Here is an 18133-nt window from a genome sequence, read left to right as displayed (position 1 = left end):
TGCGCTGCATGGCCGATCCTCCAGATGCGACCGCCGCGGGCAAGTGCTACTTTTTTATGACAGTCGCGGTCGCTATCGGTTCTCCTTGCAGTCATGGGGGCAAGCCCCGATTCCGGCTGAGCCCACAAAGTCGAGGTCAGGCAGTGCAAGGCAATGAGACTCGGGATCAAAGCGTGGCGGCCGCCACTGCTGGCGTGGACCGTGAAACCGAGCTGAAGCTCCTGACCGATCCTGCCACTCTGAAACAGCTGATGGCGAACCCTGTGATAGTGCGCAACGCGCGCTCGAAGCTCGTGGTTCGACGCCTTGAAGCCACCTACTACGACACCAGCGATTGTACGCTTGCCCGCCGCGGCGCATCGCTCCGGGTCCGCCGCTCGGGGAAGCGATTCATCCAGACGATGAAGCTGCCGGGTGAGCACAACCCCATGCAGCGCCGAGAAATAGAAGCGCCCGTGGCTGATATTCTCCCTCAACTCGGGAAGCTTCCATTGGGTGAGCTCGATCTTGGGGCTGAGAAACTGCAAAGCGTGTCGCCGGTCTTCTCCACCAAGATCCGTCGGCACCAACAGATGATCGGAATAGGTGACGCAGCGATCGAAGTCGCCTTTGACCAGGGAACCTTGATCGCCGGGGAGCTGGCCGATCCGGTCTGTGAACTTGAGCTGGAGCTCAAATCAGGAGACGCCGGGGCTCTTTATGAACTTGGGCTGTCTCTCCTGGAGCGCGCCCCGCTTCGTGTCGGATCGGAAAGCAAGGCCGAGCGCGGATACGGGCTGGCATCGGGAACGCGGCCAACGGCAAAGAAGGCCTCCGACAGCGGCATCGCCAGCGACGACATCGTGGACGAGGCCATCGCGAAGATCTTGACGGCTTGCCTGCAGCACCTGATGGCCAATCTGGCAGCCGCGGAAAAAGGCGATGGTCCGGACGGCATACATCAACTGCGCGTCGCGCTGCGGCGCCTCAGGTCAGCCGTCTCCGCCTTCAAGAGGGAGGTTCCGGCGTCTGCACTGGAGATGCTTGGCGCCGACGCCAAGAATCTCGCTGCGACGCTTGGGCCAGCTCGCAATTGGGATGTGTTCGCGACCAGCACGATTCCCGATATCGAAGCCGCCGGCCTCGAGAGCATCGATTTTACCGCGCTCAAGTCGGCGCTCGAACCTTCGCGCGCCAGCAGTTATGAGGCCGCCCGATCGCAGCTCGCCAATGTCGAGAGCACGCGATTTGTGCTTTCCCTTGGTCGGGCGATTGCGCGCCGCGCCTGGCGCAACGACGTAGATGTCGCTTCGCTGGCGGCCCTCACCCAGCCGTCACGAGACTTCGCCGATCGAGCTCTTACCCGCTTGCACAAGAAAGCCCTCAAGCAGGGACGCCATCTCCAGCACCTCGAGCCGGAGGCTCGGCACGAGCTGCGGATTACGTTGAAGAAGCTGCGTTACGATGCCGAGTTCTTCCGTCCGCTCTACTCCAACAAGAACGCTGACGACTTCCTCCGGCAATTGAGCAAGATGCAGGAGCTTCTCGGGGTCGACAATGATGTCAGCACCACTCAATCCCTGCTCAGGGAAATCGAAGGCAGGTCGTCGGAAATAGCTGTCCACAGAGCCATTGGTGCCATTACCGGTTGGCAGCGGCGCGATAGGGCGGAAGCGGCAAAACGTCTGAAGGGCACCTGGCGCAAGTTCCTCGGCGTGACGCCCTTCTGGCAGTGAAAGATCAAAGGCCGCGGCCCCTGGAATCCATCAGTTCGCAGGGACCGCAGGCTGCCGGCTCGAACGTCACGGTCCAAGCGTCAGAAGTGTGATGGCGGTCACAGCGTCGGTCCTGTGAATGAAGCAATCTTCACGGGTCAGGACACGCAACACGGGTCTCGGCAGGCGGCGCTCTCCGGTCAGCCGACCCCCGGAGGGCGCCGCCATTTCATAGCGGCGCAGATCGCATTCGAGGTCGGTAGCCAAGACCACATTGCGCGCGCTCAGCTGAAGCCGTAGAGGGCCGCCGGGTTGTCGGCGAGTACCTTCTTCACGGTGGCTTCGTCCGCCCATGTCGCCAGCAGCGAAAGCAGCGCCCCGTCGTCGAGCGGACGATATTCGATCACAGGGGTCTCATTGAGCCGCGCATTGGCGTGCTTGCCGGTATGCGGCCAGTCGGACCCCCACACGATGCGGTCGGGATTGGCGACGATCAGCGCCTTGGCAATCGGCGCGGCGTCCGGAAAGGACGGCTCGTCGGACGATACGCGATAGGCGCCGGACACCTTCACCCACGCACCATTCCCGACCAGCGACAGCAGGGCATTGAAGCCGGGCTGATCCGGCCCGAGCGGCCCTTTCGCCAGGCCCATGTGATCGATGACCAGCGGCAGCGCCATGGCGCGCAGCATGGGTGCGAGGTCGGCGATGGCGGCGAGCGACGCGAAGAGCTGGACATGCCAGCCGAGCGGCCCGACACGGTCGATCGTGGGCGCCAGCATCCGCTCGATCTCGGCCGCCGAGCTCACCCCGAACGTCTCCGCATTGACGCGCACGCCGCGCACGCCGGCTGCGTTCAGCGTCGCGAGTTCGGCGTCCGTGGTCGCATCATCGATGACGGCGACCCCGCGGGCCCGCGGTCCGGCAGCCTTCAGCGTGTCGAGCAGGCAGGAATTGTCGGTGCCGTAGGCGCTGGCCTGGACCAGCACCAGGCGCTGCAGGCCGACGACGGCTGTCATGCGGTCATAGTCGGCAAGGCTCGCCTCCCGCGGCGTGTAGCTGCGGGTGGGCGAGGGCGGATAGCGGTCGAGTGGGCCGAACACATGCATGTGGCAGTCGCAGGCGCCTGCCGGAACCTTGAACGTCGGAGCACTGTGCCTGCCGTCCATGCGTCTTCCTCCCAATATTTCTTGTTTCCGCGGCAGCTGTGCAGCCACGTTGCTCACAGCTTCGGTTTGATCTTCCTCACATTGCGCAGCACGCGCTCGATGTGCCGCCGCATCAGGTCGGCGGCCTCGACATTGCGGTTCTCGATCAGCAAATCGAGGATGCGGATGTGGTCGCGGACCTGGCCGTAATAGCGCTTGCGGTCTTCCATCGCCTGATAGGTGAACAGGCGGCGCATCCGGTTGATGCGGCGCAACACATCGAGAAAGAACGGGTTCTGCGAGGCCTCCGCGAGCGTCTCGTGAAAGCGCACGCCGCGCTCATAGAGCGCATCCGGGGAGATGGTCTCGATCTCGCCGGCAATCAGCTGGCGTTCGCGCTCGCGTTCCTTCTCGGCGAGGGCGCGGGGCAGATAGAAGGTCGGTTCGAGCAATGTCGCCGGCTCCAGCGCCAGGCGCACGCGATAGCTCTGTTCCAGGGCGAGCGGCGTCGTCAGTACGGGCGAAAAGCTCCAGCCATAGCCCGGGCGGCGCTCCACCCAGCCTTCCTGGGCCGCCCGGTCGAGCAGTTCGCTGACCTCGCCGCGGCTCAGATTGTAGCGCTGGCGCAGCGCCCGTTCGGAGACCTGGTCTTCCAGGTCACCGCGCAGCCGGTCCTTCGCCATCTGGAAATAGATGCCGCTGAGGCTGGCGGTTTCCGACAGGCCGACATCGGATGCTTGCGGCACCGCCGCCGCCGCGACGTAAAAGCCGCGGTTCGCCACGTGCGAGAGGATCTGCTTCTCCGTCAGCACCCGCAATGCCTGCGTGACCGGCGAGCGCGAGACATTGAAGCGATCGGCAAGCTCCTGCGCCGGCAGGTGGGCACCGTACTGCAGGCTGCTCTCGCGGATGTGCGCGAGGATCCGCGCCGCAAGCTCGTCCGTGATGTCCCGTCTCGGTCGGTCGATGGTCTTCTGCATCTTCGTCACGTCCGTCGAGAAACCCTGTTCCGCTTGCCTTTCGCGAAGGAAGCGCGCTGCCCCCTCATTGCCTCTCACTTCGCACGTCGTTTGGCAAACCGTTTGGTAACCCTCTTGCGCTCTCGGCCGAGATGCCATTTTATGCAGCAAAAGTGCAAAAGTGGAAAGGGCAGGATATGACGACACAAGGTGAAATCGTGATCGAGCCGATGATGCGCGAACTGAGCGAATACATCGCCGGCGCGCTGGCACGCCCCCTCCCGCCGGAGGTGGTGGAGAAGGCCGAGCACCACATTCTCGATACGCTCGCGGCGATCGCGGTCGGCACCCGGCTCAAGCCGGGCAAGGTCGGTCTGGAGGTCATGCGTTCGGAAGGCGGACGGCCGGACTGCACCGTGGGCTTCACCGATGCCCGCGCGCCAGTGGTCCATGCCTCGTTCGCCGTCGGCATGATCGCCGGCGCCGGCGAGACCGATGATTCGCACTATCTGGCGCGGATGCATCCGGGCTGCGCCATCGTGCCTCCGATCCTGGCCACCGCCGAACTGCTCGACCGCAGCGGCGAGGATTTCCTGCGGGCGGTCGTGCTCGGCTATGATATCGGCTGCCGGCTAACCATGGCGCTCGACGAGGCACTGCTCGATAACGCGTTCCACAGCCCGCACAGCATTGGCGGCCTGTTCGGCGGTACTGCCGGCTGCGCGGCGCTGCGCAGTTTCGATGCCCAGCATGTCCGCTATGCGCTGTCCTATGCGGTGCAGCAGACCGCGGGCGTCACCTGCTGGATGCGCGATCCCGAACATTGCGAGAAGGCGTTCGTGTTCGGCGGCAACCCGGCGCGCAATGCCGCCAATGCCGCGCTGCTGGTCGCCTGCGGCTTCACTGGCGGCAGCGATCCGTTCCATGGCCAGCACAATTTCTTCGACTGCATGTCGCCGAACCCGGATCGTGCCGAGATGGTACGCGGGCTCGGCCGCGACTACGAGATCATGCGGGCGATGATCAAGAAATGGACCGTCGGCTCGCCGATCCAGCCGGCGCTGGATTCGTCCCAGGCGCTGCTGAAGGAGTACCGCTTCGCCCCTGACGACATCGTCGCCATCGACGCGATCCTCCCCGACAAGGAGACCAAGATCATCAGCAACCGGCACATGCCGGAGATCTGTCTCCAGCACCTCGTCGCGCTGATGCTGGTGGATGGCGACGTCACGCTCGAATCCTCGCACGACTATGAGCGCATGAAGGATCCGCGCGTGCTCGCCGTCCGCGAGAAGATAACCCTCGTTCCCAATGCCGAGATGACCCGCACGCCGCCGCCGCGGCAGGCGCGGATCGAGATCCGGCTGAAGGACGGGCGGACGATCGCCCATCACACCCCGGCGACCCGCGGCACGCCGGACAATCCGATGGCGCGCGAGGAGGTGGAGACCAAGGCGATCCGCCTGATGACGCCGATCGTCGGCGAGGCCGTCACCGCGAAGGTGATCGACGCCATGCGCAATCTGCCGTCCATCCGCGTGCGGGATCTCACCGCGATCATGTCGGGATCCGACGCGCTGGTGAAGGCGGCCTGAGCCGCACCGGCCACCACCAGACGCCGGGAGGCTGACATGACCGATGTTTCCCGCGGCTTGACCGCGGCCGTGGCCGACTTCGCCGTCGGCACGACATTCGGGGACATTCCTGCCGAGGTGAACCACCTCGGCAGGAAGTCGATCCTCGATGCGCTCGGGCCGGCGATCGTCGGCGCGATCACGCCGACCTGCGAGGTGCTGCAAGGCTACCTCGCCGGCCTCGGCCTCCCGGCGCAGGGCGCGACGGTGATCGGAACGGCGCAGCGGCTTCCAGCCCGCTTCGCCGCTCTGGCCAACGGCACGGCGACCCATGCCGACGATTATGACGACACGATGCAGGCGGCCACCGGCAAGTTCCAGGGCATCCACCCGACCGCGCCGGTGCTCTCGGCCTTGCTGGCCAAGGCGGAGACTTCCGGCCGCATGCGCAGCGGCCGGGAGCTGCTGCATGCCTACCAGGTCGGCGTCGAGGTGGCGTGCAAGCTGTTCGACGCCACCGCTCCGGAACACATATTGAACGGCTTCCACTCCACCGGGACATGCGGCCTGCTCGGTGCCGCGGTCGCCGTTTCGGTGTTCGAAGGCGCTCCCGCGGCCACGATCGGTACCGCGCTCGGCATCGCGGCAAGCTCCGCCGCCGGCTTGCAGGAAAACTTCGGCACCATGACGAAGCCGTACCATGCGGGCCGCTCTGCCGAGGGCGGGATCGTCGCCTACGATCTCACGGCGGCCGGCTTCACCGCGTCGCCGATCATACTGGAAGCGAAGCGCGGCTTCTTCCAGGCCTATGGCGGGGGCTGGCAGCCGGAGCGGATCGTCGGCCGTCTTGGCGCTCCCTGGTCGTTCGTCGATCGCGGCATCTGGCTGAAGCCGTGGCCGACCGGGAGCCTCGGCCACCCGGCCATGACCGTTTTCCTCGATCTCGCCACCCGGTACGACATCGATCCCGCCAAGGTGCGCAGGATCATGGTGCGGACCAGCGAGAACATCCATCGCACGCTGCTGCATCATCGGCCGAAGACCGAGCTTGAGGGCAAGTTCAGCCTGGAGTTCTGCATCGCTGCGCTGCTGCAGGACCGGCGGCTGGGCCTGCGTGACTTCACCGATGAATATGTGGAAAGCGCCCCGATCCAGCGGCTCATCGAGCTGATCGACTACCAGACCTTCAGCGAGGCGGAGGCCCGTGCGGCGGGCTATTCGATCGTGACCACTTTCGGCGAGCTCGAACTCGACGACGGCACCGTAGTTTCGGACCGCCGCGACTATGGCAAGGGCAGCCAGTCCAACCCGATGAGCGACGATGAAGTCGTCGCGAAGTTCCTGGATTGCTGCGCCTATGCCGACTGGCCAACCGACAAGGCGCAGCGGATCGTGGACATCGTCTGGCGCCTGGACGATCTGCCGGACACCGCGGACCTCACCGCCTGCCTCGGTCGCTGAGAGCCGGAGGCGGAATCCCAAACCGGACCGTCATCCCGCTTATCCCGGTTCAAGCAGTCGGTTGGGCGGTCGGTGGCGCGAGGCGAAATACGCTTAGCCGCGCCGCGATTGCTCACGAAACTGTCGCGGCGTCACGCCTGAGATACGTCGGAAAGCGCGGCTGAAATGCGCAGGGTCGGCATAGCCTGAGGAAAAGGCGACGTCGATGATCCTGCAATCGGTGTCGCGCAGCAGCCGGCTCGCATTCTCGTACCTGACGGTGTCGAGTATGTCCGAATAGGACAGTCCGACATGGGCGAGCTTGCGTTGAAGCGTCCGCGTGCTGACGCCCGCGATCTCGGCGACGTCGGCAAGAGCCGTTGTTCCCTCATCCAGATAGGCCGGCAACATGAGCTTGAGCAGATCGACGATGTCGTAGGCGGAAGGACCGTCCTCATTGTCGCGCGGCGGCGCAAAAGAGGTGGTCGAACGGTTGGGGAGGCTAAGGAGCGCGATCGGCAGGCTGATCCAGGCGGCATGCTGGCCCGACAGAAACCGCACATTCGGCCAGCAGGACCGCGTGGCCGGGCTCGGCGCATAAGACGATTCGAAGGCGATCGCCGTGGGCATCCAGTCGGGCCCTGCGAATTGCCGGATAATGTAGATCGAGAAAATATTCTGGATCCATTGCGCGTATTTCAGATGCAGCAGTCCGCCCGTGCCGGCGAGCCGGCTGCAGACCCGCACATGATCGGCGGCGTGTTCGATCCACATGCTCAGAATCGTGTCTTCCCGCGACGCCCAATAGCAGGCGTGCCGGAGCGCGACGAGCAGCGTGGGTGAATGCGCGATCAGGGCCCGTGTCTTTTCCCTCATATGGGAGAAATGCAGCCGCTGGGCAGCGAGAAAGCCGAAATCCGCGATGCCCTGGGCTCTTTGCGCGGTTTCGACGAAGCGCAGCGCCGGCAGGAGCGGCAAATAGAGGTCGCTCTTTTCGGCCAGGGACGATGGCAGCCGGGATCGCTCCAGGAGCGTCTCCGTGGGGGCGCCGATATCGTCGAGGATGCTGACGAAGGGCAGCAGGAACTGGCCGCGCGTCAAAGGGATATCAGCCATCGGACCTCGCCGCGATCACCGCGTTGACGCTTTTCACAGAGCCGAATCTCGGAGGATTCGCGACCGGCGGGGGGAAACAGCTGCGCGTGATTGGCGCGAAATGGCAAGACGGGCAGGCGGGCCGTGCGCGAAATGCTCACAAAGACATTCGCCGGCCGATCGGGCTGCGATCGCGTACGGCAGCGAACCGGAACGCTCGCGCATGCCGGTGGGACCGGCAGGGCAGGGACGTTGAAAGCCGGCTACCGGGCGCTCCATGTCGATTATCGCAGGGCGGGTTCTCGTACGACGTGACCCGGCACGGGCCCGCCGTCGCGGCTCATATCGGTTCTGACCGGGGCCTTCATGAGTTTGGCCATGTTGAAAGGACTGGGAATGTCGAGGACCGGGACCACGCTGCGGGCCGCCCATGTTTCCCTGCTTGCGCTGCTCGCATTCTGCGGGCAGGCCGTGGCGCAGGCGGGCGAAGCCCAGCCCAATGTCACCGACCCGCATTTCAAGATCGCTCCGGGCTATCTGAAGCGGTCCGACCTGCCGAACAGTCTGGTCCTGCTCGGCCCGCCGCCCGAGGCGAATTCCGCCGCGCTGGCCCGGGACGAGGAAGCACGCAGGGCGACGATCCCATTACGAAACACCGAGCGCTGGAAGCTCGCCCGTACCGACGCCGATCTCGCCTTTCCGCAGGCCGCCGACAATTTCTCCTGCGCGATGGGTGTCCGGATCGACAGCGAGCAGACCCCGCGCCTCTACGCGATGATGCAGAAGATGCTGTCGGATTTCGGCCTCTCCACCTATGGCGTGAAGAACAGGTACAACCGGGTCCGCCCTTTCGTGGTTCACAACGAAGCGACCTGTCGGGCGGATCAGGAGGCGATCCTGCGCGAGGACGGCTCCTACCCGTCCGGGCACACGGCTGCGGGCTGGGGCTGGGCTCTCGTCTTCGCGCAGATCAATCCCGAGCGCGCGGATGCCCTGCTGAAGCGCGGCCTCGAATTCGGGCAGAGCCGCGTCATTTGCGACGCGCATTGGCAGAGCGACGTCGATGCCGGGCGGATCATGGGCGCGGCGACGGTCGCACGGCTGCAAACCGAACCGACTTTCCTCGCCGACCTCCAGGCCGCCAAAGCGGAAGTCGAAGACGCGAAGGCGAAGTCGGTGCCCTCGGTCGCCGAATGCGCCGCGGAGGCTGCTGCACTGTCCGCACGGTAACGGGCCCGGCACCGGGCATTCCTTGCTAGGCGGATCACAGCTGACGATCAGCCGAAGCACGGGCGCGGACCCATTCGATCTTGCCCCGATGAGCAAATGAATCAAAGACGCCAATGAGGTGCCGTTCAATGCGAATAATTTTGGTCTACAGCCTGAGTTTCCTGGTTCTCGCGCCTTGCGCGGCGTCCTCACAGCCGGCTCCTGTCAACGTCGACAACTTCAAGCGAGCCGAGACCGATTTCTATATGAGCAAAACGGTCGACGCAGGTGGCCTCGGCAAGTTCGTCCATAACCGGACGCCGACGCCGATCGACAAGCAGCCTGTGGTCCGGATGAACCGGGATACGCTCTATTCGCAGGCGCTCTTCGACCTCGACGCCGGCCCGGTGACCATAACCCTTCCCGATGCCGGCAAGCGCTTCATCTCGATGCAGATCATCAACGAAGACCATTACACCCCGATGGTGGTCTACAAGCCGGGCCGTACGACGCTCACCAGGGATAAGGTCGGCACTCGCTATGTGTTCGTTGCGGTCCGTATCCTTGTCGATCCCAACGACACCAGGGACCTCGCGCAGGTTCACGCTTTGCAAGATGCGCTGAAGGTGCAGCAGAAGTCGGTCGGCAAGTTCGAGGCCCCGAACTGGGACCTGGCTCAACAGAAGAAGATCCGTGACGCGCTCGAAGCGCTGTCCGCCGCATCGGGCAGCTTCACCAACGCTTTCGGTCCGAAGGGAAAGGTCGATCCGGTCATGCACCTGATCGGAACGGCAGCCGGCTGGGGCGGCAACCCCGACAAGGATGCCTCCTACCCGTCGGTGACCCCGGCCAAAAACGACGGCAAGACGGTCTACAAGCTCAGGGTCAAGGATGTCCCCGTCGACGCTTTCTGGTCCATCAGCGTTTACAACGACAAGGGCTTCTTCGAGAAGAACGACTACGACGCCTATTCGGTCAACAGCATTACCGGCAAGAAGAGCGCTGATGGTGCGATCGACATCCAGTTCGGCGGTTGCGACGGCAAGATCGCGAATTGCCTGCCGATTACGCAAGGGTGGAATTACACATTTCGGCTCTACCGTCCCCGAGCCGCGATCCTGAACGGCACCTGGAAGATGCCGGAAGCGCAGCCTGCATCGTAGAAGGTATCAGCCTCGTCCGTTTGGTCCGGCAAGCAGCGGTGACTCTCCACTCAAGGCGCCTGGTCAGACCTTCAGATCGCGACGGCGAGCAATTGTCGGTCTCCGGTGACACCCGCCTTGCGGCCGGGATCTCGATTCCGGACAGTGCATCAGAGGCCGAGATGGCCGGGACAAGCCCGGCCATGACGGTAAAAACGAGCCATTTCCGCTGCAGTCGCCTCACTCCGGCTTGATGCCGGCTTCCTTGATGATCTTGGTCCAGGAGGCGGTCTCGCGCGCGATCAGCTCGGCGAAGGCCTGCGGCGTGCCGCCGACGGGCTCAAGCCCGAGAAGCGCGAGGCCGTCCTTGACCTTCTGCTCCTGCAGCACCGCGACGGTTTCGTCATGGAGCTTGGTCAGGATCGGCTGCGGCGTCCCCGTAGGCGCGAGGAAGCCGTACCACGTGGTCACCTCGAACCCTTTCAGGCCGCTCTCATCCAGCGTCGGGACGTCCGGAAGCTGCGGCAGCCGCTCGAGCCCGGTCGTCGCCAGCGCCCTGAGCTTGCCGGCCTGGATCTGCGGGAGCGTGGCGGCGACGCTGCCGAACAGCACCTGGGCCTCGTTGCCGAGCACCGCCGTCGCCGCCGGGCCGCCACCCTTATAGGCGAGATGGGTGAGGTTCACCCCGGCAGTAGCCTTGAACAACTCGCCCGCGAGATGCAGCGGGCTGCCGGTTCCGCCGGAGGCGAAGTTGAGCTTGCCGGGATTGGCCTTGGCGTAGGCGATGAGTTCCGCCACCGATTTTACCGGAACGTCCGGGTGAACCACCAGTATATACTGCCCGTCGGCCAGCTCGGTGATCGGGACAAAGTCCTTCTGGACGTTGAAGGACAGGTTCGGATAGAGCCCCGGATTGACCGTCAGCGCGGTGCTGAAGCCCATGAGCAGCGTGTAGCCATTCGGCGCCGCCTTGGCGACGAGATCGGACGCGATGTTGCCGCCGGCGCCCGGGCGGTTGTCGATCAGGATCTGCTGCCCGAGGCGCTTGCCGAGGGCATCGCCGACGACCCGGGCAATGCCGTCGGTGCCGCCTCCGGGCGGGAACGGCAGCACCAGGCGGATCGGCTTGTCGGGATAGTTGGTCTGCGCCGCCGCGGGCAATGCCAGCGCGACGAGCAGGGCAATGGCGAGTGATTTCAGCTTGAGCATATGTTCCTCCCTTGTTTCTTTGCTGTTGGTTCAGGCGTCCATGGTCACGCGTCGCTCGCGATCGCTTCCTCCTTCTTGTGGCGGATCATCGGGATCAGCATCGAGCCCAGCAGCGCCGCCGAGATCAGGAGAACCGTCAGGCTCAGCGGCCGGGTCAGGAAGATCGTCGGATCGCCCTTGGAGAGCACCATCGAGCGGCGCAGATTCTCTTCCATCATCGGCCCGAGGATGAAGCCGAGCAGCAGCGGGGCCGGTTCGAAATCGAGCTTCACCAGGATGAGCCCGACCAGCCCGAAGACGGCGAGCAACAGGATCGAGACCGAGCTGTTGTTCAGCGTGTAGACGCCGATGCAGGAGAGGATGACGATGGCCGGATAGAGCAGCCGGTAGGGCACGGCGAGCATCTTCACCCAGATGCCGAGCAAGGGCAGGTTGAGGATCACCAGCATCAGATTGCCGATCCACATCGAGGCGACGAGGCCCCAGAACAGATCGGGGTGCGAGGTCATCACTTGTGGACCGGGAGAGATGCCGAACATGGTCAGCGCGCCGAGCATCAGCGCCATGGTGCCGTTGTGCGGGATGCCGAGCGTCAGCGTCGGGATGAAGGCGGTCTGGGCCGCGGCATTGTTGGCCGATTCCGGCCCTGCCACGCCTTCGATCGCGCCTTTCCCGAAGCGTTCGGGATGACGCGAGACCTTTTTCTCGAGCGCATAGGACAGGAACGAGCTGATGGTCGTTCCGGTGCCCGGCAGGATGCCGAGGACCGAGCCGAGCAGGGTGCCCCGCGCGATCGGTGCCGCGCTCGCCTTGAGGTCCGCCCGGCTCGGCATCAGGTTGCTGATCTTCGCGGAGAAGATCTCGCGCGTCTCCGGCCGCTGGATATTGGCGATGATGTCGGCGAGGCCGAACACCCCCATGGCGATGACCACGAAGTCCAGACCGTCGCTGAGTTCCGCTATGCCGAAGGTGAAGCGGTAGGTGCCGGAGGTGACGTCGGTGCCGGACAGACCGAGCAGCAGGCCGAGCACGATCATGCTGATCGATTTCAGGATCGAGCCGTGCGCCAGGACCGCCGCCGTCAGCAGGCCCAGCACCATGATCGAGAAATATTCCGGCGAGCCGAAGGTGAGCGCCCAGGCGCCGAGTGCGGGCGCGAAAGCCGCGACGACGAGGTTCGACGCCGTGCCGGCGATGAACGAGCCGATGGCGGCGATCGCCAGTGCCGGCCCGGCGCGGCCCTGGCGGGCCATCTGGTAGCCGTCGAGGCACGTCACCACGGAGGAGGACTCGCCGGGAAGATTGACGAGGATCGCCGTGGTCGAGCCGCCATACTGCGCGCCGTAATAGATGCCGGCGAGCATGATGAGCGAGGATGAGGGGTCGAGATTATAGGTGATCGGCAGCAGCACGCTGATCGTGACCAGAGGTCCGACGCCGGGCAGCACGCCGATGAAGGTGCCGAGCAGCACGCCGACGAAGCAATAGAGCAGCCGTTCGGGCGAGAGCGCGACTTCGAAGCCGAGGGCGAGGTTTGAAAAGATGTCCATCACTCGCTCCACGGCCAGAGGGAGAACGGCACGCCGAGCGCATAGGCGAACAGCACCACCACGCCGACCGTCAGTCCGACCGACAGCAGCAGCGATTCCTTTAAGCGGAACGGGGTGTGGGCGGCGCAGGCGACCATCACCAGGATGAAGGACGACAGCACCAGGCCGAGCGGCTCCAGCGTCTGCGAGAACAGGACGACGCCGCCGAGCACGACGATGATCGGGCGTAGCGCTCCGGCGCCCTCCAGCAACTCGCCGGTACGCGCCGCCTTGAGCGCGATGGCGAGGCCGAGGCCCATCAGCACGAAGGACAGGGTGGTGGGCAGGAAGCCCGGCCCCATCTGGCGCGGCGTGCCGAAGCTGTAGTCGCGCGCGATGAAGGCGGCGGCCGCGCCGATGGCGATCAGCAGGCACCCGCCGAGAAAGTCTTTGTTCCTGAGAATGCTGGTTGTCATTGTGGCGTTGTCCAGCGTTGAGGATTTGGCCGGCGCTCAGGCGTGAGACACTGCCAAACCGGATTGTCAGATACTCCGCATGTCAGTTCCGAGTGACCCACTCAGTTTCGTTTGCCCGCGAGGGCCGTCAGCTTGGCGTGCAATGCCGCGGGCAGTTCGATGCCGTCGCGGCTGCGTTGATGGAAGGCGCGATACTCGGTCTCGCCCGGCACCAGCACCGGCCGGGCCGGATCGGCCGGCGGCGTGGCGTGCAGTATCGCGGTGAAGTCCTCGACCAGCGGGCCGAGCCAATCCGGCCGTCCCAACCGGTTGGTGTCGAACAGGATGAAGATGTGGCCGAGATTCTGCGGCGCCTCGGGTGCGTCCGCCCATGAACTCACATGGTTCAGATAGGCCGCACCCGACATCAATCCCGCGAACAGATCGACCATCAAGGCGAGGCCATAGCCCTTGTAGCCGCCGATCGGTTGCAGGAAGCCATGGAGCGCGGCAGTCGGATCAGTGGTCGGGCGCCCATCGCGGTCGGTGGCCCAGCTTGGCGGAATGGCTTCGCCCTTGTCCGCCGCGAGACGGACCTTGGCCCGGGCGACCACGCTCATGGCCATGTCGAGGATCACGGGATCGCCGCCCGGATTGGGAACGCCGAGCCCCAGGGGGTTATTGCCGAGCTTCGCCTCCTTGCCGCCAGAGGGGGCAATCGTCGTCGTTGCATTGGTGGCGATGATGGTGGCGAAGCCTGCCGCGGCGGCGATGTGCGCGTAGGAGATGATCGGGCCGAAATGATTGCTGCCACGCACGAAGGCCGCGGCCAACCCGGTCTCGCGCGCCAGCTCCATGGTGGCGCGCAGCGCGCGCCGGCCGATCAGCGGCCCGATGCCGTTGTCGCCGTCGACGCGCAGCAGCGAGGGTGCGCTGCGTTCGACCGCGACGCTCGGGAGCGCCTTGATGCCGCCGATGCGCAGCCGCTCGCTATAGACCGGGATGCGGTCGACGCCGTGGGTCGAGACGCCGAACAGATCGGCCAGCACCAGTATCTCCGCCGCGTCGATCGCATCCGGCTCCGGCATGCCTTGCGCTGCGAGGGCGCGTACGGCGAGGGCTGCCAGTTCGTCCCTTGAAAGCCGGACCGGGGCGACAGCAGCGGGTGCCTGGTTTTGCGCGACATCCATCGTCAATGCCCAATCCTGTCTATGACAGCGTCGGTGAACGCCCGCGTGCCCAGGTTCCCACCGAGATCACGCGTGCGCCCGGCGGGCGTGGCGACGACCTCGTCGAGCGCGGCCTCTATGGCGGCGGCGGCCTTGACCGGCGCATTCTCCTGCCGGCGCGCGCCGATCCAGGCCAGCAGCATCGCGGCCGAGCCGATCAGCGAGGAAGGATTGGCGATATCGCGGCCGGCAATATCCGGCGCCGAGCCGTGCTGCGCCTGCGCCACCGCATGGTCTTTGCCGGCATTGAGCGAGGCGGCGAGCCCGAGGCTGCCGGAAAGCTCGGACGCCTGGTCCGACAGGATGTCGCCGAACATGTTGGTGGTAACGATGACGTCGAAGCGGCTGGCATCGCGCACCAGCAGCGCCGCCATGGCGTCGACGATCTTCTCCTCATATTCGATGTCGGGATTTCGCGCGGCGACGGCGCGTGCGCACTCCAGGAACAACCCGTCGGATACCCGCAGCACATTGGCCTTGTGCACGCAGGTGATCTTGCGCCGTTGCTGGGCGCGGGCCAGCGCGAAGGCCGATTCCACGATCCGCGTCGAGCCCTCGCGCGTGATCTTGCGGATCGACAAAGCGAGGTCCGGCGTCGGCATGAATTCGCCCGGCCCGACGAACATCGAACGGTCGGAATAGAAGCCCTCGGTGTTCTCGCGGACGATCACCAGATCGAGCGGCTTGCCGCAGGGCGCCGCGAACCCCGGACGCGTGCGGGCCGGTCGGATATTGGCATAGAGGTCGAGCCCCATGCGCAGCGCGCCGGACGGGTTGAGCCCGCCCTCCGCGACGGGCGGATAATCATTGTGCTGGATCGGCCCGAGGATGGTGCCGTCGACCGATTTCGCCGCCGCCAGGGTCTCAGACGGAAAGGTGGTGCCGCTCGCTTTCAGCGCGGTGAAACCGATCGGCAGCGACTGGACCGACAGATCAAGACCGAACACCGAATCCGCACGCCGCATGACCCGCATCGTGGCTTCGACGATTTCCGGACCGATGCCGTCGCCTTCGAGCACCAGAAGTTTCACGCACGCCTCCCTTGTAGTCTTGTTTGCAGATTAGAAACACAAAATGCAATTGTCACGCAAGTCACATTTTCAGCGCCAGCGGCGCCGCTGCCGACAGCGCGGACTGGGCATTGTTGGGGAGGGTGGGGAGGGCAGCGTGGCGCCGGCGGGGCGGGTCAACAACGACGGAATTCCGCCGGTGCCCGCTATTTCCTCAAAGTCTGACTCGTAATTGCCGGAGAGCGGCTGAACTCCCTCTCCCCGCCGGGGAGAGGGTTGGGGTGAGGGGTCTTCGCAGTGTCCCAAGGGTGCACCCCCTCACCGACCCGCTGCGCGGGCCACCTCTCCCCGACCGGGAGAGGGAATTACGAGCCAGAACACTCTGGTCGGCTTTCAGCCTTCCCGGTTCACGCCTAAGCTTCCCGCCATGGCCACGACATTTCTCACCATCGGACCCGAGGCGGCGACGACGGTCCTGCTGGCGCACGGCGCTGGCGCGCCGATGGATTCGGCGGCGATGTCCGCCAGCGCGCAGGCCCTGGCGGAGGCGGGCCTGCGCGTTGTCCGCTTCGAGTTCGACTATATGGCCGCTCGCCGGACCTCGGACACACGAAGGCCTCCGCCGCGCGCGGAGACGCTCGTGCCGGAGTATCTCGCGGCGATCGACGCCCTGGGTTCGCGAGCGCCGCTCATCATCGGTGGCAAGTCGATGGGCGGGCGCGTCGCCAGCATGATCGCCGATGAGCTTTACGCCTCCGGCCGCATCGCCGGCCTGTTGTGCCTCGGCTATCCGTTCCATCCCATCGGCAAACCAGGTCAATTGCGCACCGCGCATCTCCAGGGGATGAAGACGCCAACGCTCATCGTGCAGGGCACCCGGGACCTGTTCGGAACGCGGGAGGAGGTCGCGACCTACGTCCTCTCGAAGAGCATCGAGATCCTCTGGATCGAGGATGGCGATCATGATCTCAGGTCGCGAAAGAGCGTGACCGGCCTGTCGCCGGCCGAGAACCTGCGCATCGTCGGCGCACAGGTCGCGTCCTGGTGCGCGCGGATCGCGCGCTAGAGCATTTCCCTATCCGATGGAATCATCTGATCGAAGAGGAATTGCTCCGGCTTATTGAATCTAGAGCTCTTATCGTTCGGATGTTTCCATCCGAACGATAAGAGCTCTAGTGCATGTTGCCTGGCTGAAGAGCGTTCCGGCCGGAACGCTCGCCGTATGCTCAGGCGGCTTTCGAGGGATAATAAACGTAGCCGTCGAATAGCCGGCGCGCCGTGCGGTAAATCGCGCCGTGGACAGCCCGCAGCGCGCCGTCGCTGGTGGTCTCAACCTCAGCGTCGACCAGCACAATCCCGGACGGATGCGCGATGCGCAGCGCGTCCGCGCCGGTCGAGCGGGCGACCTGGTTCGGAATCGAGCCGGGAACGCGCGCCGCGACCGCAAGGCAGGTCGCGCCGGTGACGGGAACCGCCCGGTGCGGCTGCCCGACGGAGATCATCCGGATCACAATGTCCATGTCGGCAGGCTCCAGCACCTGGCCGGAGAGCGTGGGCACGCTGCCTGGCGCCGTCACCATCGCGATCTTTGGAATGCTCGGGATCGCCGCCGCCGCCGCGAGATCCGGCGCCATGCCCATGGCGACCGAGGCGGCGCAGCGGATCTTCTCCATCAGCGCCAGGAAGTCCGGGTCGGCATCGAGTGCGTCGGGGAGTTCGCTGCCGGTCTTGCCGACGGCTTGCGCCGCGACGAACACACACGGGTTGGCGGCGTCGACCAGCGAGGCCTCGATCATGCCGACGCCCGGGATCTCCAGCCGGTCGATGCTATGGCCGGTGGGCAGCAGGCTCCTGGTCTTGGTGCCGCCGGGATCGGTGAATTCAAGGCGTATCGGCGCGGCTGTTCCGGCGACGCCGTCGATCCGCAGATCACCTTCCGTCACCGCCTGGCCGTCGCGAACCTTGAAGCGGGAAACGATGATCTTGGAGGTGTTGGTATTGTGGATGCGGACCACCGCGTCCTCTCCGGCCGGCAGCGGTACCAGCCCCTCGTCGACCGCGAACGGCCCGATCGCCGAGCTCATGTTCCCGCAATTGCCGCTGTAGTCGACCGTCGCTTCCTTGATGGAAATCTGCGCGAACGTGTAGTCGACATCGGCGTCCGGCCGGCTGGACGGGCCGATGATGCAGATCTTCGACAGCGAGGAGACGCCGCCGCCCATGCCGTTGAGCTGGCGCCCGCTCGGGTCGGGCGAGCCCATGGCGGCGAGGAAGATCGGCGCCCAGTCTTCGCGGCGCGCCGGCAGGTCTTCGGCCCGGAACATGATTGCCTTGGAGGTGCCGCCGCGCATGAACGCGGCCCTCAGACGGTGCTGTGCCATGATATCTTCCAGTTCTTCCGCATCTCGGCGTCGTATCGGTGTCGGCGTGGCATTGTCGA

At 65.2% G+C, this 18133-nt stretch carries 15 protein-coding genes; 6 read left to right on the top strand and 9 right to left on the bottom strand.

Annotated features, from left to right (window positions below):
- Positions 1-173: 173 nt before the first annotated feature.
- Positions 174-1715: a CYTH and CHAD domain-containing protein gene (locus tag G3545_RS13640; protein ID WP_246702821.1), complete on the top strand. Its 1542-nt coding sequence runs from the start codon at positions 174-176 to the stop codon at positions 1713-1715.
- Positions 1716-1978: 263 nt separating this feature from the next.
- Here G3545_RS13640 and G3545_RS13635 read toward each other — a convergent pair whose 3' ends face one another.
- Positions 1979-2863 carry an amidohydrolase family protein gene (locus G3545_RS13635; RefSeq protein WP_170013443.1) on the bottom strand — a complete coding sequence of 295 codons (885 nt, stop codon included), beginning with the start codon at positions 2861-2863 and terminating at the stop codon, positions 1979-1981.
- 53 nt (positions 2864-2916) lie between these two features.
- Entirely contained in the window at positions 2917-3822 is a 906-nt protein-coding gene (locus G3545_RS13630) for a GntR family transcriptional regulator (protein WP_170013441.1), read from the bottom strand.
- Positions 3823-3998: 176 nt separating this feature from the next.
- Between G3545_RS13630 and G3545_RS13625 the strand changes: the two genes are divergently transcribed.
- Together G3545_RS13625 and G3545_RS13620 are read left to right on the top strand one after the other, a co-directional pair.
- Positions 3999-5396: an MmgE/PrpD family protein gene (locus G3545_RS13625; RefSeq protein ID WP_170013439.1), complete on the top strand. Its 1398-nt coding sequence runs from the start codon at positions 3999-4001 to the stop codon at positions 5394-5396.
- Positions 5397-5432: 36 nt separating this feature from the next.
- Positions 5433-6836 (top strand): MmgE/PrpD family protein, encoded by a 1404-nt coding sequence (locus tag G3545_RS13620; protein ID WP_170013437.1) that lies wholly within the window; start codon positions 5433-5435, stop codon positions 6834-6836.
- A gap of 93 nt (positions 6837-6929) precedes the next feature.
- On the opposite strand, the gene G3545_RS13615 is transcribed toward G3545_RS13620, so the two are convergent.
- Positions 6930-7931, bottom strand: coding sequence for an AraC family transcriptional regulator (locus G3545_RS13615; protein ID WP_170013435.1), 1002 nt, complete (start codon positions 7929-7931; stop codon positions 6930-6932).
- A 357-nt stretch (positions 7932-8288) separates the two neighbouring features.
- Here G3545_RS13615 and G3545_RS13610 point away from each other — a divergent pair, with 357 nt between their 5' ends.
- A complete protein-coding gene (locus G3545_RS13610; RefSeq protein ID WP_246702889.1) occupies positions 8289-9140 on the top strand; it encodes a phosphatase PAP2 family protein in 852 nt (283 codons plus the stop codon).
- Positions 9141-9268: 128 nt separating this feature from the next.
- The gene (locus G3545_RS13605; protein ID WP_170013433.1) at positions 9269-10282 is read left to right on the top strand and encodes a DUF1254 domain-containing protein; all 1014 of its coding nucleotides are present in this window, start codon (positions 9269-9271) and stop codon (positions 10280-10282) included.
- Positions 10283-10501: 219 nt separating this feature from the next.
- Here the strand turns inward: G3545_RS13605 and G3545_RS13600 are convergent, their stop codons facing one another.
- From G3545_RS13600 to G3545_RS13580, 5 genes are all read right to left on the bottom strand, one after another.
- Positions 10502-11470, bottom strand: a complete 969-nt coding sequence (locus G3545_RS13600; RefSeq protein WP_170013431.1) for a tripartite tricarboxylate transporter substrate binding protein — start codon at positions 11468-11470, stop codon at positions 10502-10504.
- A gap of 44 nt (positions 11471-11514) precedes the next feature.
- Positions 11515-13020: a tripartite tricarboxylate transporter permease gene (locus G3545_RS13595; RefSeq protein ID WP_170013428.1), complete on the bottom strand. Its 1506-nt coding sequence runs from the start codon at positions 13018-13020 to the stop codon at positions 11515-11517.
- Complete coding sequence (locus G3545_RS13590) at positions 13020-13475, bottom strand: tripartite tricarboxylate transporter TctB family protein (protein ID WP_170013425.1); 456 nt, start codon at positions 13473-13475, stop codon at positions 13020-13022. Before G3545_RS13590 ends, G3545_RS13595 begins: the two co-directional genes overlap by 1 nt.
- 101 nt (positions 13476-13576) lie before the next feature.
- Complete coding sequence (locus G3545_RS13585; protein WP_170018068.1) at positions 13577-14644, bottom strand: Ldh family oxidoreductase; 1068 nt, start codon at positions 14642-14644, stop codon at positions 13577-13579.
- A 2-nt stretch (positions 14645-14646) separates the two neighbouring features.
- Positions 14647-15714 (bottom strand): isocitrate/isopropylmalate dehydrogenase family protein, encoded by a 1068-nt coding sequence (locus G3545_RS13580; protein ID WP_170013422.1) that lies wholly within the window; start codon positions 15712-15714, stop codon positions 14647-14649.
- A 406-nt stretch (positions 15715-16120) separates the two neighbouring features.
- Here G3545_RS13580 and G3545_RS13575 point away from each other — a divergent pair, with 406 nt between their 5' ends.
- The gene (locus G3545_RS13575; protein ID WP_170013419.1) at positions 16121-16759 is read left to right on the top strand and encodes an alpha/beta family hydrolase; all 639 of its coding nucleotides are present in this window, start codon (positions 16121-16123) and stop codon (positions 16757-16759) included.
- 160 nt (positions 16760-16919) lie between these two features.
- Here the strand turns inward: G3545_RS13575 and G3545_RS13570 are convergent, their stop codons facing one another.
- Positions 16920-18074: a PrpF domain-containing protein gene (locus G3545_RS13570; RefSeq protein WP_170013416.1), complete on the bottom strand. Its 1155-nt coding sequence runs from the start codon at positions 18072-18074 to the stop codon at positions 16920-16922.
- Positions 18075-18133: the final 59 nt, after the last annotated feature.

The organism is Starkeya sp. ORNL1 (genome assembly GCF_012971745.1).
Lineage (GTDB): Bacteria > Pseudomonadota > Alphaproteobacteria > Rhizobiales > Xanthobacteraceae > Ancylobacter.
This window is presented reverse-complemented; position numbering and strand designations above follow the sequence as displayed.